Raw genomic sequence first — 15,357 nt, 5'->3', positions numbered from 1 at the left:
CGAGTTCCTAAAAGGCGATTTAGTTGTGGGGCACCCCAACATTTGACAAAGAACCTTTTTTTGTGAACTTTTTTCTCGAAGCCGGCCTTTGACTAGTAATTTTTCTTTCTAAAGGGTATAATTGTAGCGTGTGTTTATTGAATCCAACCAGCTAGAAGGATTCTAACCGAAACTTGTAGGGGGTTATGTATGAATAGCAAATTACATTGGCAACAGCTGTCGGCAGCCGTTTTTGCATCTTTACTGCTGAGTTCGCCTGCCTATGCAGAGGTTTCCCACAGCCAGGAAGTGACGCTGACCAAAAATGGGATCCAGACCCAATCAGGGGAAGTTGGAACTATTGAGGTAACGCAAGAAGCAAAAGAAGGAATTGGCACCGGGAACGGAACAACGGATGCCTCTCAAAAAGAGAGCACCAAGACAGAAGAAGCCCTGCCTGATAAGCCCATCTATCGTGAAGTGCGCCGCAATGGCATCACCTATATCGAAAAGGTGGGGAAGGAAACCCTCCAAAAAGAAAGCAAGGAGCAGGAAGTCCAGGATGAGCAGCTGGCAGCCCGTATGCAGCAGCAGAGGGAAATCGCCGAAGCCCAAAACCGCAAGGCGCCTGGCCGCAGTTTTCTTACGCCTGATAATGGGGAAGGCATTGTCGACGAATACGATAAGCTTGCCAAATCGGTTAAGGGATATGAGAACCTGACGGTGACGAAGGTAACCTTTGAGGGCAATCAGCATGAAAAAGCGGAAGTCCTTCAAGACAGCCTCAAGATGAGCGCAGGTACGAAGTTTACCACGGTCCAAATGCAGGACGATATCCGTTCCCTTTATGAAACTGGCTGGTTCTATGATATCGTTCCGACCTTTACCCGCGTTCCCGAAGGCGTCCAGATAGTCTATCATGTCGCTGAAAACCCCATTCTTACGGAACTGGAGGTGGAAGGCAACACAAAGATTTCGAGCCATGACATCATCCGTGCCATGGGGCTTAAGGAAGGCGAAGTGGTGAATTCCCGCGACGTCAATGTCGGGGCCCGCAAGGTAGAAAGCCTCTATGCTGAACAAGGCTATATCTTGGCTAAGGTCAGCGATATCCGCATGCTCCCTGATGGTCATCTTATCCTGCAGGTTGCTGAAGGCGTCATTGAAGATTATCGCGTCAAAGGCAACACGAAGACGAAGGATTACGTCATCATCCGTGAAATGCGCATGAAAAAGGGTGATCCCTTCAACGCCAAGTTGGCGCGCCGTTCCATGCAGAAAATCTACAACCTCGGCTTCTTTGAAGATGTCAATATTCGCCTGAACCCAGGCCAGATGCCCAACACCGTATCCGTTGAAATCACGGTCGTTGAGCAGAGCACGGGAACCTTCGGCATTGGGGCAGGTTATTCCGACGCGGATGGCTTCTTGGGCATGGTCAGCGTCGGCGATAAGAACTTCCGCGGAACGGGTGACAGCGTCAATGTCCGTTGGGAATTTGGCGGCGATGACGAAACTAATACCAACTTTGAAGTCTCCTACATCAAACCGTGGATTGACGACAAAGAAACCACGGCGGGCTTTACGTTCTATAATATGACGAACGAATATGCCGATTACGACCGTGACGGCGATGAAATTGCCCGTTACTACAAAAAGCGCATCGGCGAAGAAATCTTCTTCAGCCGCGTCACCGACAACGAATTCATCACCAACCAGATTACCTTGAAAAACCGCGACGACAAGTACAAAGGCAAGGTCGATGGCTACGATTCGAACCAGTACTTTGAAGGCGTCGATGAAGGCAGGTATCTTGGTGAAGACGTTGCCGCGGAACGCCGTAAGAAGAACTTTGGTACGACCCGCAGCATCACCTTTGCCCGTATCCTTGATACGCGTGATAACATCTATGATCCCCGCGAAGGCAAGCGTACCATGTATTCCTTTGAATGGGCCAACTTCGGCGGTGACTTCCGATTCGAAAAATATCAAGCCGATTATCGCTACTACTACCGCATGGGTAAGGACAATGTCTGGGCCCTCAATCTCGGTGCCGGCTATGCCAATGGTGACATGCCGCTCAGCCAGCGCTTTGCCGTCGGCGGCAGTGAATTCCTGCGCGGCTACCGCGATGACCAGTTCAAGGGCAACAGCATGCTGAAGGGCTCCTTGGAATTCCGTTATCCAATCATCAAGCAGGTTCAGGGTGTCACCTTTACGGATGCTGGTTATGCTTGGAGCAAGGATTATGATGAAACAGACTTTGACCTGTCCGACCTGAAGTATACAGTGGGTTTGGGGCTGCGCATCAACTCTCCGCTCGGCCCAATCCGTCTGGACTATGGCTATCGCCTTGATAGTTCTGACCGGGGCGGCCGCTTCCACTTCAGCTTCGGTGGACAATTCTAAGAGATAAACGAGGAACGAGGGATAGAAATGATTGAATTTGCCAATAAGAAAAACGTGAAAGTGGTGTCCCTTGCGATTGCCGCCATCTTCGTCATTGGCGCTTTCGCCATTGCTGTGCGGGGTGCCGGTCTCACGGGTGGTTCCGGCGGAACAACTGATTCTGCCATTGGCAAAGTAAACTACAACCAACTGGTCCAGGCCGTCCCGGGCATCCAGGATGCCCAGGTGGAAATGCAGAAAGCCGCCCAGGACGCTGAAAGCCAGTATAAAGAAAAAAGCAAGGACATGAGCGATGCCGATAAGCAAAAGCTCCACGAAGAGCTGCAAAAAGGCCTCGAAGATAAGCAGAAAGAGCTTGTCGAACCGTTGAAGAAAAAAGTCGATGACGCTATTGTCGCCGTCGGCAAGACCAAGGGGCTTACGGTCATCGTCAATGAAGGCGCTGTTGTTTATGGCGGTGTTGATGTGACGGCTGATGTCCAGGCAGAACTCCAGAAACAAGCCAAGAAAAACTAAGGGCTCATGAAGGAGGAGGGACCTATGAGGAAGCTGATCTGCCTCCTAGTGGCATGCCTTATGGTGACAGCGGGCTGTGCGTCCCTGAAAAACGGTCTCCTTTCTAGGGAAACACCGCGGTTTGCCGTCGTGGACTGGGACCGGCTCGTTAAACAGCATCCCAAGTACAAGGTGTGGCAAAAACAAAAAAAGGACCTTGAAACGGCAAAGGATCTCCGGGAGCGGCAGCTCAAGGACGGTCATCAGCAGCTTGCCATTTTGGGTAAGATGCGCTCCCTTACAGGAAAAGGCCGAGACCGCTTCCGTTCCGCCCAGCTGGCAGCAAAGATTGCGGAAAAAGAGGCCCAGGAACAGGACCTTCTCCAGAAAAAAGCGGAAAGCCTTGATGCAGCGGCTGAAGCCTATGTCCAAAAGGATCGGGAAGATGTGGAAACCCGCTTCCGTATCCCACTCTTTAATGTGCGCTTAAAGCTTGGCAGCATCAAGATGAGTGAAGCCTCCCAGAATGCCTTGCTCCAAGAAGAACAGGAGCTTTTGGATAAACGCCGCGAGGCCATTGAGGCCATAGAGGAAAAGAAAGCGGCCTGGATCAAGGAGCAGATGGCTTCTGACATCGGCGAAAGCCACGCCCGCATGGATGCCTTTCAAAAATCACTTACGGTGGATCTTGTAAAAGAAGAAACGGGCCTTGATCTGACGAAAAAAGAGCAGCAGCCTGGGCAAAAAGAGCTTGATGCGCTCATTGCGTCCATGGATACCCAAATCCAGCGTCAGGACGTTGAGACGCAGAAACTGCGCGAGGAAATCGACAGCGATATCCTCAGCGCCATCAAGAAAATCAATCTTACCAGGAAGTACACCCTGGTTTTTCGAAATCCGCGGGCCAACATAGCGGCCGATGACATCACGGACGACGTGGAAAAAGAAGTACAAAAAATAGTTGAGTAAGAGGGATCAGGAACATGAAAAAAATTTTGGCAATCGGTATGATCGTTATGGCCATCTTTGCTTTCGGCTGTGGCCGCAACCAGCAGTTTGGCGTTGTAGATATGCAGAAGGTCCAGACGGACAGTGAAGTCTTCAAGAACGCCACCAAGGAGCTTCAGGAAAAAGGCAAGGCCATGGAAGACGAGCTTGCCAAGGAAACAGAGGGCAAGAGCGACGAAGAAGCCAAAAAAATCTATACGGAAAAAAGTGCCAAAATCCGTACTTTCCAAGCTGAGCAGCAAAATAAAGTAAAGAGCAGTTTTGAAGCTGCCGCGGCTCAAGTTGCCAAGGAAAAGAATCTCGGTGCCATTCTCGTGAAGGAAGCTGTCCCGCAAGGCGGCGTCGACGTCACGGAAGACATCATCAAAGCCATGAAATAATGGACAAAAAGGGCGAACCGTGTGTTCGCCTTTTTCCCGTATTCCAACGGTCCATTTTTGTCACTCTGGGATAGACAGGCACGCAGGGGAGCGCCCTGTCCAGACTGAACGAACCACAAGAAAGGATGTTAGCTATGGAAAAAACGCTGCAGGAATTGGCAGATCTCTTACAGGGTAGCCTTATCCAAGGGGATCCTTCCCTGAAGCTTACAGGCGTGAACGGCCTTGAAGAAGCAGGCCCTACGGACATTTCCTTTGCCGTACCGCCTTATTTGGAACTGGCCGGTAAGAGCAGGGCCGGCGCCATCATGATTCCTGAAGAAGGAGAACTCAAAGGACCTCAAGCCCTGATTCGCGTGAAGAACCCGCGGGCGGCCTTTGCCAAATTGCTGATGCTCTTCCGTCCGCCTGAAAGCATCGAATCAGGTATCAGCCAGTATGCTTTCGTCCATCCGACGGCCCGTATTGGAAAAAATGCCGCCATCCTGCCTTTTGCCTATATTGCACAAGATGTCGAGATTGGTGATAATGCCGTCATCTACCCGCACGTTTATATTGGCCGCCATGCAAAAGTGGGCAGTGACTGTACTTTTTATTCGAATGTCACGGTTCGTGAAAACTGTATCATCGGTGACCGGGTCATCCTCCAGGCTGGCTGTGTCATCGGCGGTGATGGCTTTGGCTATATCACGAGCGAAGGAAAACATACCAAGGTCCTTCAGACGGGGAACGTCATCGTTGGTGATGATGTCGAAATCGGCTGCAATAGTTGTATTGACCGTGCTACCGTTGACAGTACGGTCATCGGCAAGGGGACCAAAATCGATAACCTTGTCCATGTTGGCCATAACGATATCATCGGCGAAAACTGTATCCTTGTGGCTCACGTCGGCATTTCAGGATCTGTTACGGTAGGCCACAATACGACTTTTGGCGGTCAGGCTGCTACCGCAGGCCACCTCAAGATTGGCAGCAACTGCACCTTTGCCGGGCGGACCGGCATCATCAGTGACGTCCCGGACAATGTCGTCTGGGCTGGCTTCCCGGCGCAGAGCCATGTAGACTGGCTGCGCATGATGGCCAGTCAGCGTAAGCTCGGTGATCTTGTGAAAAAAGTCCGCAAACTGGAAAAACTCGTGGAAACCCTCGAGAAAAAAGAAGATAAATAAAGGAGTTTTGGTTTCATGAAAAAGACTGTTGCGACCCTTGCCATCCTGACGCTGGCTTCTGCCATGCCGCTAGCGGCAGAAGCCAAGATTACGCCAAACGGAACGAGCGGCATCATTAATACCCCGAGCGCCTTTGTCCGTTTACCGGGCCATGTTTCCGTTGGTTACGACATGACAAAGGATGGACAGATCCTTCATGGCAATGTGGCCTTGCCCCTGGGCCTTGAAGTGGCCGGCGCCCGCTTTGACCCGAAAGACAGCGATATCTACAGCACAGTAAGTGCGAAATGGGAGCTTCTGCGCGAAACCCCTGTAACTCCGGCCATTGCCATTGGCGGCGACGACTTGGGGGATGAAAAGGACCGTCGCGGTTATGTTGTCGTCAGTAAGGCCCTGCCCTTTGGGTTTAAGATCCATGGCGGGATTGGTACGGACCAATACAAAAAGGGATTTGGTGCCATTGAAAAGGACATCAAGATCGGAAGCCAGTCCCTGACCCTTATGGGGGAATATGACGGCAGCCATTTCAACTATGGCGCTTCCATTCCCCTTGCTAAATTTACGACAGCTGAAGTTGGCTATCGGACCCATCATCTTTATGGGAGTGTCAACTTTACTTTCTAACTCATGAGAAAGGTCCGCGGCCGCCTTTCGGGCTGATTTGTCCCAAGGCAGCGCCGCATCCTTTCAAGGGCCCTTTGGGCAGCTCATTCCCGCGGGAAGGGGTGCCAAAGAAGGAGACCCTGCCTTAAGGAGGCACTGCTGCAATGCTTGCGTATTCCCTCATGAAACTGATGAGCCGGATTGCCTGCGTGCAGCCAACCTGCTTCAATGATGCCCTGGCCTATGCCTTGGGCCAAATTGGCTGGTTGGCTACACCCAAATGGCGGCGCTATATGGCCAAGGAAAACGTCAAGGAATGTCTTGGCGTGTCTGAGACTGAAGCAGAACGCATCGCCAAGGAGAGCGTTACCCGTTTCGGGCGCATGCTCATCGAAGTCCTGCGCTATCCCCTCATCAATCAATCCAATTTTAGGAATCTTGTCCACTTCGAAGGCCTGGAACACCTCGAAGAGGCTTATGCCGAAGGCCGCGGCGTCATCATGTGTACGGCCCATTACGGAAATTGGGAAATGCTGGGGGCCAGTATGGCCCTTCTGGGCTATCCCATCCTTTCTATCACCCGCAAACAAAACGATGGTGACGCGGACCGCTTCATCAACGAATACCGGCAGATGGTCGGCCAGCATGTCACCTACAACCATGGAAAGAGCAGTATGCTTTCCATCGGACGTTATCTAAAAGACAAACATCTTGTAGGAATTCTCTACGATCAAGATTCTGCCCATACGGGGGAGCACCTTGAACTGTTTGGGAAACCGGCCCGCGTCCCTGATGGGGCAGCCCAGCTGGCACGGGTCTTCAAAGCTCCCATTGTCCCGCTTTTCATGCATAATCAGCCTGATGGGACGCTTACGGCCGTGATTCATCCCTGTTTCCACGCAGATCCCCAACTGAGCCGAGAAGAAAACAGCCACGTTATCATGGAAAAGCTCATCCGGATTGCCGAAGAGGAAATCCGCCGCGACCCGGCTATGTGGTTCTGGGTCCATGACCGCTGGAAGGATGGAAAGAAACGTTACCGTGACCGCAAGCATTTCAGCACGCCCATGACGGGCAATCGAACATAGAAAGGTGATTCAATATGGACAACAATAAACAGCACACCCTCAAAGCAGATGTCTGCTGTGACGGGATTGGGCTCCACTCCGGCAACCCAGTTGCGATGACGCTGAAGCCGGCTCCTGCGGACACAGGGATTGTCTTTATCCGTACGGATCTTGAGGGCCGGCCCAGTGTGCGGGCCATTGCTTCAAATATTTCGGCAACGACACGAGCCACGACGCTGACTGAAAACGGAGCCAGCGTCACGACCATCGAACACGTCATGGCCGCCCTTGCCATCCTTGCCATTGATAACTGCTATATCGAAATGAACAGCGCCGAACCGCCTGTTGGTGATGGTTCAGCCAAAGGCTTCATGGATCCTATCTTAAGGATAGGCCTTCTTGAACAGGACGCACCGCGTCACGTCTACGCCATTGATCACGCCTTCAGCTGTTATGACGGCGACCGCTATCTTGTGGTCCTGCCTTATGACGGCTTTCGCGTGACCTTTACCTCCATCAATCCCCATCCGCTGCTTGGGACCCAGGTCCTTGATGTTACGGATGCGGGGGATACGCTCTCCCAGGAAATTGCTCCGGCAAGAACCGTGGCCTTTGAAGAGGAAATTGCCCAACTGCGCAAGATGGGCCTTGGTCTTGGCGGCACCGTCGAGAATGTCGTTGTCTTTACTAAGGATGGGGGAACCCTGTCCAAGGTCCGCTTCCCTGACGAGCTTATCCGTCATAAGATCCTTGATGTCATTGGTGACTTGTATCTGTTAGGACCCATATCGGCCCATGTTATCTGTATGAAATCGGGGCACGCCTTCAACGACAGCGTTTCCCGCCAAATCGATGCCTACCGCAAGGCGAATCCGGCCCAGTAATCGCCGCAGCGCCTTAGATTTTGAAAGTAAGGAGTCAAGAAAATGATTACGTTAGACATTCAGGAAATCCAAAAAATCCTTCCCCATCGGTATCCCATGCTCCTCGTTGACCGTGTGGTCGAACTGGAACCGATGAAACGGGCTGTGGGTATCAAGAATATCACCTTCAACGAACCGCAGTTCATGGGCCACTTCCCGGGTAATCCCATCATGCCGGGTGTCCTGCTCATTGAAGCCATGGCACAGGTTGGGGGCGTGACGCTGCTTTATCCGGAAGAAAACCGCGGCAAGATTGCTGTCTTTGGCAAGATTGACAAGGTGCGTTTCCGCCGTCCAATCAAACCGGGTGATCAGCTCGTTACGACGGCAGTCATTACGAAAATCAAAGGCAACATGGGCGTTGCCCACTGCGAAGGCACCGTCGATGGGGAACCGGCCTGCGAAGGGGACTTTTTCTTTGCTCTGGCCGAGAACAAGCAATAAACAAGGGGTGAATCAGTATGAGTGCAGATTCCAGTTTAATTCATGAAACAGCAATCATCGACCCGCATGCACAGATTGGCCCAAACGTAAAGATTGGTCCTTATTCAGTCATTGGACCGGATGTCAAGATTGGGGAAGGGACCATCATTCATCCGCATGTTGTCATTACGGGGCGTACGACCATCGGAAAAGGCTGTGAATTCTTCCAGGGGGCCAGCATTGGGGAAGTGCCCCAGGACCTTAAATATAAAGGGGAAGATACGGCGACCATCATTGGTGACCATGTCACCATCCGCGAATGTGCTTCTGTCCATCGCGCTGTTGGGGAGGGCAATGAAACGCGCATCGGCAACAATGTCCTGATGATGGCCTATACCCATGTTGCCCATAACTGCATTGTCGGCAACAACGTCATCATGAGCAACGTGGCGACCCTGGCCGGTCACGTCATTGTCGAAGACCGCGCCGTCATTGGCGGTCTCACGGCTGTGCACCAGTTCACCAAGATTGGCCGCAACTGCATGTGCGGCGGCATGAGCCGAATCAACCAGGATGTACCGCCCTTTGTCATCGTTGCTGGCAACCCGCCCGTCGTGGCAGGCCTTAACAGCGTGGGCATTTCCCGTGCAGGAATTGCCATGCCTGTTCGCCGGGAGCTGAAAAAGGCTTATAAGATCCTTTATAAACGTGGCCTTTCCCTGCCCGATGCTATTGCCACTATGGAACAGGAACTTGACAGCTACGAAGAAGTTGAGCATTTTATGCGCTTTTTACGCAGCGTAGAACGGGGTATTTGCCGTTCGTCCGTCTCCCACGGGAGGGAGTGATTCCATGATGGAAAAGACCTTAGGCGTCCTTGCTGGCGTAGGACACTTGCCTGTTGACGTCGTACGCGGTGCCAAACAGGCTGGTTACCGCACCGTCGCTATCGCCCTTGTGCCCGAAACCCATGAAGACCTCCCCAAGGAAGCCGACGTCTTTTATGCAATCAATATCGGCAAAGTTGGGAAAATCTTCAGCACCCTCAAAAATGAAGGGGTCAGCGAAGTCACCATGATTGGCAAGGTGACAAAAGAAATCCTCTACAAAGGAGGCATCCTCATTCCGGACTGGCAGGCTGTAAAGCTCCTTATGTCCCTGCCGGATCGTCATGACGACACCATCATGAATGCCCTTGTGGCAAAACTGGAAGAGACGGGAATCCATGTCATGGACCAGACCCTCTTCCTCAAGCACATCATGCCGGAAGAAGGTGTTCTTAGCCGCCGTAAACCAACGGATAAGGAATGGGAAGACATGAAATATGGTTTCAGGATGGCTAAAAAGATTGGCGGTCTTGATATTGGTCAAACGGTCGTCGTCAAAGACATGGCCATTATGGCCGTGGAAGCCATCGAAGGTACCGATGCCTGCATCAAGCGCGGCGGCAGCCTGGGCAGGGGGGCCATTGTCGCAAAGACGGCCAAACCGGCTCAGGATCATCGCTTTGATGTGCCCGGTGTAGGTGTAAAGACCATGGAATCCATGATTGAATCAGGCTGTGCCGGCATCGTCATGGAAACCGGCCGTACTCTTTTTGTGGAAAGAGAACAGGCCCTTGCCCTTGCCAATGAGCATAACCTCGTTGTCGTTTCCATGAGTGAGGAAACCGCTGGAAGATAAAAGACACTCGGCCTGTGATTGCGCCGGGCTGCCGTGGTCCTGCGTGCCCCCATCGCCTCAATAAGCTGTTTGAAAGCGATGGGGCATGTTTCATGATAAGAAGAAATGCGTTGCCGGTCCATCCGAATAAGACTGAAATCGGCCGCCATGCGTCTTCTTAAGGTGGACCAGCGAATGGGGCTGCTTTGATGTAAGTGATGCCGAAAGGGCGTTGACTTCATTGAACACAAGAAATGAGAGCCGCAAGAAGGGAGGCTGAGGCAGCTTCGCCTCCTGCGTATGAGGGAAAGGTCCTTTTCCCGATGTGATCACAGCAAAGTCATGCGACTGATTATTATTGCATAAAAATTCGCTTAGTTGTATAATAATGCCATGATTATGGGGAGGTAATATCATGAAAAGAATCTATAAAAAACTTCTTGCCGCCGGACTGGGTACGGTGCTTGCCCTATCAATCGCAGCCTGCAGTACCAATAAAGAGACGGCAAAAAACGGGGACAATCAAAAAGTCCTCAGGATTGCGACGAACGCGACCTATGTACCTTTTGAATTTAAAGATAAAGGCACCAGTGGCGACGAAAGTGATTACAAAGGCATGGAAATCGATATGATCCGGGAAGTGGCAAAGCGCCTTGGCCGCAATCCGCAGATGGAAAATATTCCTTTTAACGGCATCATTCCAGCCATCCAATCAAAACAAGTCGATGTTGCCGCTACAGGTATGACCATGACAAAAGAGCGGGCCAAGAAAGTTGCCTTTGCGGCGCCTTTTTACGAATCGAAACTGGCCATTGTTGTTCCCACGGATAGTCCTGTCCAGTCGGCTCTTGACCTTAAGGGCAAGAACGTCGCCGTTATGGTTGGCACAACAGGCGCCAAATACGCCGAAAGCCACGGCATGGAGGCTAAACAGTTCGACTCCAGTGCCAATGCCCTTCTCGAAGTCCAGGTTGGCAATGCACCCGCTGCCATTGTCGATAAACCGGTCGGTGAATATTTTTCCACCCTTGAAGGTAAAGGCAAAGGAAAAGTCCGTGTCATCCCTATCCCTGACTCCAAATCGGAACTCTTGGGCTTTGTCCTGAACAAAGACGATAAAGAACTCAAGGATGCCATCAATAAAGCCATTGCGGACATGAAAAAAGATGGCACGTATGCCAAACTCTATAAGAAATGGTTCAACCAGGAAGCGCCGGAACTGCCGGAAAGCGCAGAAAAAGCCCTGGGGCTGTAAAAAAACAAAACAGCCATCATAGGCCAACCTGACCGAATGCAGGAAACTGTGTTCGGTCTTTTTTTGTGAAGGGCGGCCATGAAGCAGAGGAGGGACACTGGAAAGCTGGTGATGCTTCTCGGATAAGGACTGTTCATCTACAAAACAGGAGGGATAAGATGCGGGTGCTTTCGTGGCTCTTCTGAAGCTCCAGACGGCAGGTTTCCTTCTATCTCCTTGATCGGCAGCTGGGGTTTGAGCGCTGCTGCAGGTACACGGCTGCCTTGAGTTCCGTGCGGTCAAGCTGGCGGCAAGGTCCGTCTGCCGCGTCGTGGAAGAATCCATCAAGATCCTCTCCCCAGCCTGTCACGATGTACGTGAGGGAAGACTTTTATAACGAAGGAGAGAATTCTTTGGATAGAATGAATTCTTTAGATGACAGCAATCCTCCTGTTCCTACTAGTTTTAGTAGAAAAGGAAGAGTTTTCTATGTCCGTCCTTTTGGGCAGGCAAGGCGCTATGGCAGAGGCCAACTGAAATCGCTAATTTCAGTTCAAGTGGAATGATCAACAACCCAGCATGCGGTTTTCCGCTATAAGAAACAGCAAAAAAGGACGCAAGCGGCAAGTGCTTACGTCCTTATGGTTATAAGTTATTGATGACCCAGGTAAGGATCTTGTTTCCCCATTCCAGGAGGGTCTCGTTCTGTTTCAGCTGGTCCACGATTTCCTTGGTGTTGTTCCCGTTCTGGACTTTTTCGAGGAGCTGCTGGGTCTTTGCCTGCAGTTCATCCTGATGTTCCAGCAGGGAGCGGAGGACTTTGCCGGCAACCGGTTTTTCCAGGATGACCTGAACTTTTTGGGCGGCGTCCTCGACTTTTTTGGCGTCTTCCGGCGTGATTTCCTTGGCTCCGTTCGTGCCCGATGCCTGTGGCAGTTGGTTCAAGATGACTTTGGCTTCTGGGACTTCTTCGGCAATCTTGTTTTTGACGGCCTCATAGAGGGCGGCGTCCGTTCCCGGGGTGGGGGTGCTTTCTTTTTTCGTCACGCCTTCTTTTTTGAGGATCTTGGTATAGTACCATTTGAGGTTCATGATCTCTTCGAGCTTCCAGCCTTTTTTGTCTTTGCGCAGGCGCAGGACGAGGATATCATCGCTCTTATTGGCATCGTTTTTCATCTTGATGTTGACCAGGGCTTCGTCTTTTTGCGTCTTCACGTCCTTGATCTCGGTCAGGGAAAGGTCTCCCAGGTTGACCTTGAGGGCCCGCTCGGGATGGGTCTTTTGGTAGGAGTCGGTCCAGTCACCGGTCAGGATGCCGTTATCGATGACTTCTTTCATGTGCTTGATGAATTCGGGTTTGTCTTCTTCCGTGAACTCGCTGTCTGGATTGAGCTCCCACTCGGCATCGCGTACGGCGTCGGTACTTTTGGAAAGCAGGCCGTCCATGTCAACTTTTTGGTGGACCGTTACGGCGTCATGCTGCTGGACTGCTTTTTGGATTTCTTTGATTGTGTACTGCGGCGTCTGGGTATAGTAGAAGAAGTACCAACTTGCGGCACCGATCAGGACGAGGAGGGCGGCGCCTATTTTTTCATAGCGGTGCCGTTTTTTCTTTTGTTCCTGTTTCTGCGCCTTGGTCAGCGTTTCCTGGATGCTGGGTTTGCCGCTGCGGGCCGCTTCATATTCTTCCATATAGCGGTCATTCATGTTCGCCATCGTGTTCACTCACTTTCCTATATTAAAATCACGTTCCCCATTATATCAGGTTTCCGCCAAAGAAACCGTAAAAATCTAGTTTTTTTTGTAAAATTTTGTCAGTCTTTATGCTAAGACGGCGGGAAGATTGACAGGAGAGGTGATTTGTGAAAAAATGGCCCTAATAAGGTCGGTCAAACGCCAATCAGAGGAAGGGTGGCAATTTAGATGGATGGACATACACGCCGTGAAAATCTCAGGCAGCGGCTGCAAGGGGCAAAGACGCCGATTTCAGGGGCGTCCCTTGCCGCTGCGTTTCAAGTGAGCCGTCAGGTCATTGTGCAGGATATCGCGCTCCTTCGCGCCCAGGACGTGCCGGTCATATCGACGAATCGGGGATATCTTATTTTGGGGGAGGCATGCCGCGTGCATCGCTTCAAGGTCCGTCACGACCTGTCACGGATGGAAGAGGAACTCAATATTTTTGTTGATGCAGGGGCTACGGTCCGCAACGTGACCATCGATCATCCTGTCTATGGGACGCTGGAAGGAAAGCTGAACCTTTCAAGCCGCCGGGATGTGCAGCGTTTCATGAAAGCCATCCGGAACCATCCGGAAGCGCCTTTGTCCAACATCGCCGGCGGTGTCCATTACCATACAGTGGAAGCCCCCAGCAGGGAAGCCCTCACTGAGATCAAAGAGGCTCTTGAGACGGCAGGTTTTTTAGTTAAGTAGAGGCTTGCAAAATTTTATAAAACGTCTATAATGGCTTTTTGGTACTTAAAGAAAAAAGGAGATAATCGTATGAATATTGGTTGCCGCATCATCAAGGACTTTACGCGTCCTCCAAAGGAACTTGTCCGCCAATTCTATGACCTTGCTACGTCTGATTTGGACGATACGATGAGCCGTTTTGGGGCCGTTGACCACAGCATTACGCCTCTTAAGAAATATACCCGTTCCGTTGTGGGAACGGCCTTTACCATCCGTCTGCCCCATGGGGACAACCTGCTCTTCCGCGCCGCAATCCAGTATACGAAACGGGGCGACGTTGTTGTCATCGATGCCGGCGGGTTTGCTGACCGCGCCGTGGCAGGCGAAGTGACGGCTAAATACTGCAAAGCCCGCGGCGTCAAGGGCCTTATCATCGACGGGGCCACCCGTGACTCGGCGGCCCTTGCTGAAATGGACGATTTTCTCGTCTTTACTAAAGGCGTCAGCCCGAATGGACCGTTCTTTAACGGGCCGGGAGAAGTCAATGTGCCGATTGTCGTCGGGGGACAAATCGTGTATCCCGGTGATATCGTTGTTGCCGATTCGGACGGGATTGTCTTTATTCGTCCGGACCAGGCCGAACAGGTCTTGGAACAGTCCAAGAAGATTACCGCCCGGGATCAGGCCAACCTGCGCCAGCTCGAAGAAACGGGCTCCTGCAACCAGGATTGGGTCTATGAAAAATTAAAGGCCTTGAATTGTGAGTTTGTTGATATGGCCAATCATACGGAAAAGTAAGAGGGGCAGCCCAAAGCGCAGGCTGATTTGATGAAGAAAAAACGGCTGTCAAGCTATCCATGCGGCCGATGGAGAAAATGGCTGTCCTGCGGCTGCCGTGTCCCTGCGGGACTGGGGACCAGATTAAATCCGCCCTCCAATATGTTCCTCAGCTTTTTGCTGCGCTCTAAAATAGCCTTAGAACCCTGGGCGGATATGCCTTGCCAGCCGCTCGGAATAAGACGTCACTGACGTTTCTCATCCACCGCCCAAACCGGGAATTTTTAGTGATAGCGTTTCATGGAAAATTCCCCACAACATGAGTGCTCATACATTTTGTTAGCGGCCCCGTCGTACACGAAAACCTTTCCTTTACCTCCGCAGCCGCAATGGATTGATACGGGTGCGGAGGTAAGGAATAAAAGGGGCGCTCTCTGCTGCTACACATCATAAGACCGGCTTTTCCGGCAGGGGATACTCCGACGGCTCCTATTGTCGCTGCCCTATGAGTAAGCTTTCCGCATGAATTTTTCAGCATAAGGGGTAACAAAAAATTCGGCGACTCACTTAACCGCCCTGCATGATCTCTCACTTCGCTTTTTCTAAGGCACGTGAAAGCTCGTAAACCAATCGGCGATGCGCTTACCGCTTTGGCGAAGGCGGATCGATGCGCTGCATCAAGTTCTGGGGGAAAAGACTGGACGCGGATTATTCCAAGCGCCATTGTGCTTTCTACGTTTGAAAAAGACCAGCTTCTTACAAAAACCGAATATAAGATAAGAACCCAAAACCGAACCTATGTCTACGTTCGGCTTTGGG

16 protein-coding genes are annotated in these 15,357 nt (G+C 51.5%); 14 read left to right on the top strand and 2 right to left on the bottom strand.

Going from position 1 to position 15,357, the window contains the following annotated elements:
• Positions 1 to 189 precede the first annotated feature (189 nt).
• The 12 genes from QZQ08_RS02825 to QZQ08_RS02770 all read left to right on the top strand — a co-directional run bounded on the left by QZQ08_RS02825 (position 190) and on the right by QZQ08_RS02770 (position 11,373).
• Positions 190 to 2,388: an outer membrane protein assembly factor gene (locus tag QZQ08_RS02825; RefSeq protein WP_296327526.1), complete on the top strand. Its 2,199-nt coding sequence runs from the start codon at positions 190 to 192 to the stop codon at positions 2,386 to 2,388.
• A gap of 27 nt (positions 2,389 to 2,415) precedes the next feature.
• Complete coding sequence (locus QZQ08_RS02820) at positions 2,416 to 2,904, top strand: OmpH family outer membrane protein (protein WP_296327522.1); 489 nt, start codon at positions 2,416 to 2,418, stop codon at positions 2,902 to 2,904.
• 24 nt (positions 2,905 to 2,928) lie between these two features.
• Positions 2,929 to 3,852, top strand: coding sequence for an outer membrane chaperone Skp (locus QZQ08_RS02815; RefSeq protein WP_296327519.1), 924 nt, complete (start codon positions 2,929 to 2,931; stop codon positions 3,850 to 3,852).
• A 14-nt stretch (positions 3,853 to 3,866) separates the two neighbouring features.
• Positions 3,867 to 4,271: an OmpH family outer membrane protein gene (locus QZQ08_RS02810; protein ID WP_296327516.1), complete on the top strand. Its 405-nt coding sequence runs from the start codon at positions 3,867 to 3,869 to the stop codon at positions 4,269 to 4,271.
• A gap of 134 nt (positions 4,272 to 4,405) precedes the next feature.
• Positions 4,406 to 5,440 (top strand): UDP-3-O-(3-hydroxymyristoyl)glucosamine N-acyltransferase, encoded by a 1,035-nt coding sequence (gene lpxD / locus QZQ08_RS02805; protein ID WP_296327514.1) that lies wholly within the window; start codon positions 4,406 to 4,408, stop codon positions 5,438 to 5,440.
• 15 nt (positions 5,441 to 5,455) lie between these two features.
• Complete coding sequence (locus tag QZQ08_RS02800; RefSeq protein WP_296327510.1) at positions 5,456 to 6,064, top strand: YjbH domain-containing protein; 609 nt, start codon at positions 5,456 to 5,458, stop codon at positions 6,062 to 6,064.
• Between the two features lie 143 nt (positions 6,065 to 6,207).
• A complete protein-coding gene (locus tag QZQ08_RS02795) occupies positions 6,208 to 7,131 on the top strand; it encodes a lysophospholipid acyltransferase family protein (protein WP_296327507.1) in 924 nt (307 codons plus the stop codon).
• A gap of 14 nt (positions 7,132 to 7,145) precedes the next feature.
• A complete protein-coding gene (lpxC, locus tag QZQ08_RS02790; RefSeq protein WP_296327504.1) occupies positions 7,146 to 7,994 on the top strand; it encodes a UDP-3-O-acyl-N-acetylglucosamine deacetylase in 849 nt (282 codons plus the stop codon).
• A 42-nt stretch (positions 7,995 to 8,036) separates the two neighbouring features.
• Entirely contained in the window at positions 8,037 to 8,477 is a 441-nt protein-coding gene (gene fabZ, locus QZQ08_RS02785; RefSeq protein ID WP_014128804.1) for a 3-hydroxyacyl-ACP dehydratase FabZ, read from the top strand.
• 17 nt (positions 8,478 to 8,494) lie between these two features.
• Positions 8,495 to 9,304 carry an acyl-ACP--UDP-N-acetylglucosamine O-acyltransferase gene (gene lpxA / locus QZQ08_RS02780; RefSeq protein WP_009016380.1) on the top strand — a complete coding sequence of 270 codons (810 nt, stop codon included), beginning with the start codon at positions 8,495 to 8,497 and terminating at the stop codon, positions 9,302 to 9,304.
• 7 nt (positions 9,305 to 9,311) lie between these two features.
• Positions 9,312 to 10,139 (top strand): UDP-2,3-diacylglucosamine diphosphatase LpxI domain-containing protein, encoded by an 828-nt coding sequence (locus QZQ08_RS02775; RefSeq protein WP_366140872.1) that lies wholly within the window; start codon positions 9,312 to 9,314, stop codon positions 10,137 to 10,139.
• A 394-nt stretch (positions 10,140 to 10,533) separates the two neighbouring features.
• On the top strand, positions 10,534 to 11,373 hold the full coding sequence (locus tag QZQ08_RS02770; RefSeq protein ID WP_296327492.1) for a basic amino acid ABC transporter substrate-binding protein: 840 nt from the start codon (positions 10,534 to 10,536) through the stop codon (positions 11,371 to 11,373).
• A 208-nt stretch (positions 11,374 to 11,581) separates the two neighbouring features.
• Here the strand turns inward: QZQ08_RS02770 and QZQ08_RS02765 are convergent, their stop codons facing one another.
• Positions 11,582 to 11,722: a hypothetical protein gene (locus QZQ08_RS02765; protein ID WP_296327490.1), complete on the bottom strand. Its 141-nt coding sequence runs from the start codon at positions 11,720 to 11,722 to the stop codon at positions 11,582 to 11,584.
• Positions 11,723 to 11,997: 275 nt separating this feature from the next.
• Positions 11,998 to 13,068, bottom strand: a complete 1,071-nt coding sequence (locus QZQ08_RS02760; protein WP_296327487.1) for a hypothetical protein — start codon at positions 13,066 to 13,068, stop codon at positions 11,998 to 12,000.
• A gap of 207 nt (positions 13,069 to 13,275) precedes the next feature.
• On the opposite strand from QZQ08_RS02760, the gene QZQ08_RS02755 reads away from it, so the two are divergent.
• Positions 13,276 to 13,782: a transcription repressor NadR gene (locus QZQ08_RS02755; RefSeq protein WP_296327484.1), complete on the top strand. Its 507-nt coding sequence runs from the start codon at positions 13,276 to 13,278 to the stop codon at positions 13,780 to 13,782.
• A gap of 69 nt (positions 13,783 to 13,851) precedes the next feature.
• On the top strand, positions 13,852 to 14,559 hold the full coding sequence (locus QZQ08_RS02750; protein ID WP_296327480.1) for an RraA family protein: 708 nt from the start codon (positions 13,852 to 13,854) through the stop codon (positions 14,557 to 14,559).
• Positions 14,560 to 15,357 lie beyond the last annotated feature (798 nt).

Origin of the sequence: uncultured Acidaminococcus sp., assembly GCA_900538365.1 — a bacterium.
Taxonomy (GTDB): domain Bacteria; phylum Bacillota; class Negativicutes; order Acidaminococcales; family Acidaminococcaceae; genus Acidaminococcus.
The sequence above is the reverse complement of the archived record's forward strand: the minus strand, read 5'-3'. Positions and strand labels throughout refer to the sequence as shown.

Coding starts and splice junctions, on each gene's coding strand:
- QZQ08_RS02825 (WP_296327526.1), top strand. CDS start 190: ATGAATAGCAAATTACATTGGCAACAGCTGTCGGCAGCCGTTTTTGCA.
- QZQ08_RS02820 (WP_296327522.1), top strand. CDS start 2,416: ATGATTGAATTTGCCAATAAGAAAAACGTGAAAGTGGTGTCCCTTGCG.
- QZQ08_RS02815 (WP_296327519.1), top strand. CDS start 2,929: ATGAGGAAGCTGATCTGCCTCCTAGTGGCATGCCTTATGGTGACAGCG.
- QZQ08_RS02810 (WP_296327516.1), top strand. CDS start 3,867: ATGAAAAAAATTTTGGCAATCGGTATGATCGTTATGGCCATCTTTGCT.
- lpxD (WP_296327514.1), top strand. CDS start 4,406: ATGGAAAAAACGCTGCAGGAATTGGCAGATCTCTTACAGGGTAGCCTT.
- QZQ08_RS02800 (WP_296327510.1), top strand. CDS start 5,456: ATGAAAAAGACTGTTGCGACCCTTGCCATCCTGACGCTGGCTTCTGCC.
- QZQ08_RS02795 (WP_296327507.1), top strand. CDS start 6,208: ATGCTTGCGTATTCCCTCATGAAACTGATGAGCCGGATTGCCTGCGTG.
- lpxC (WP_296327504.1), top strand. CDS start 7,146: ATGGACAACAATAAACAGCACACCCTCAAAGCAGATGTCTGCTGTGAC.
- fabZ (WP_014128804.1), top strand. CDS start 8,037: ATGATTACGTTAGACATTCAGGAAATCCAAAAAATCCTTCCCCATCGG.
- lpxA (WP_009016380.1), top strand. CDS start 8,495: ATGAGTGCAGATTCCAGTTTAATTCATGAAACAGCAATCATCGACCCG.
- QZQ08_RS02775 (WP_366140872.1), top strand. CDS start 9,312: ATGGAAAAGACCTTAGGCGTCCTTGCTGGCGTAGGACACTTGCCTGTT.
- QZQ08_RS02770 (WP_296327492.1), top strand. CDS start 10,534: ATGAAAAGAATCTATAAAAAACTTCTTGCCGCCGGACTGGGTACGGTG.
- QZQ08_RS02760 (WP_296327487.1), bottom strand. CDS start 13,068: ATGGCGAACATGAATGACCGCTATATGGAAGAATATGAAGCGGCCCGC.
- QZQ08_RS02755 (WP_296327484.1), top strand. CDS start 13,276: ATGGATGGACATACACGCCGTGAAAATCTCAGGCAGCGGCTGCAAGGG.
- QZQ08_RS02750 (WP_296327480.1), top strand. CDS start 13,852: ATGAATATTGGTTGCCGCATCATCAAGGACTTTACGCGTCCTCCAAAG.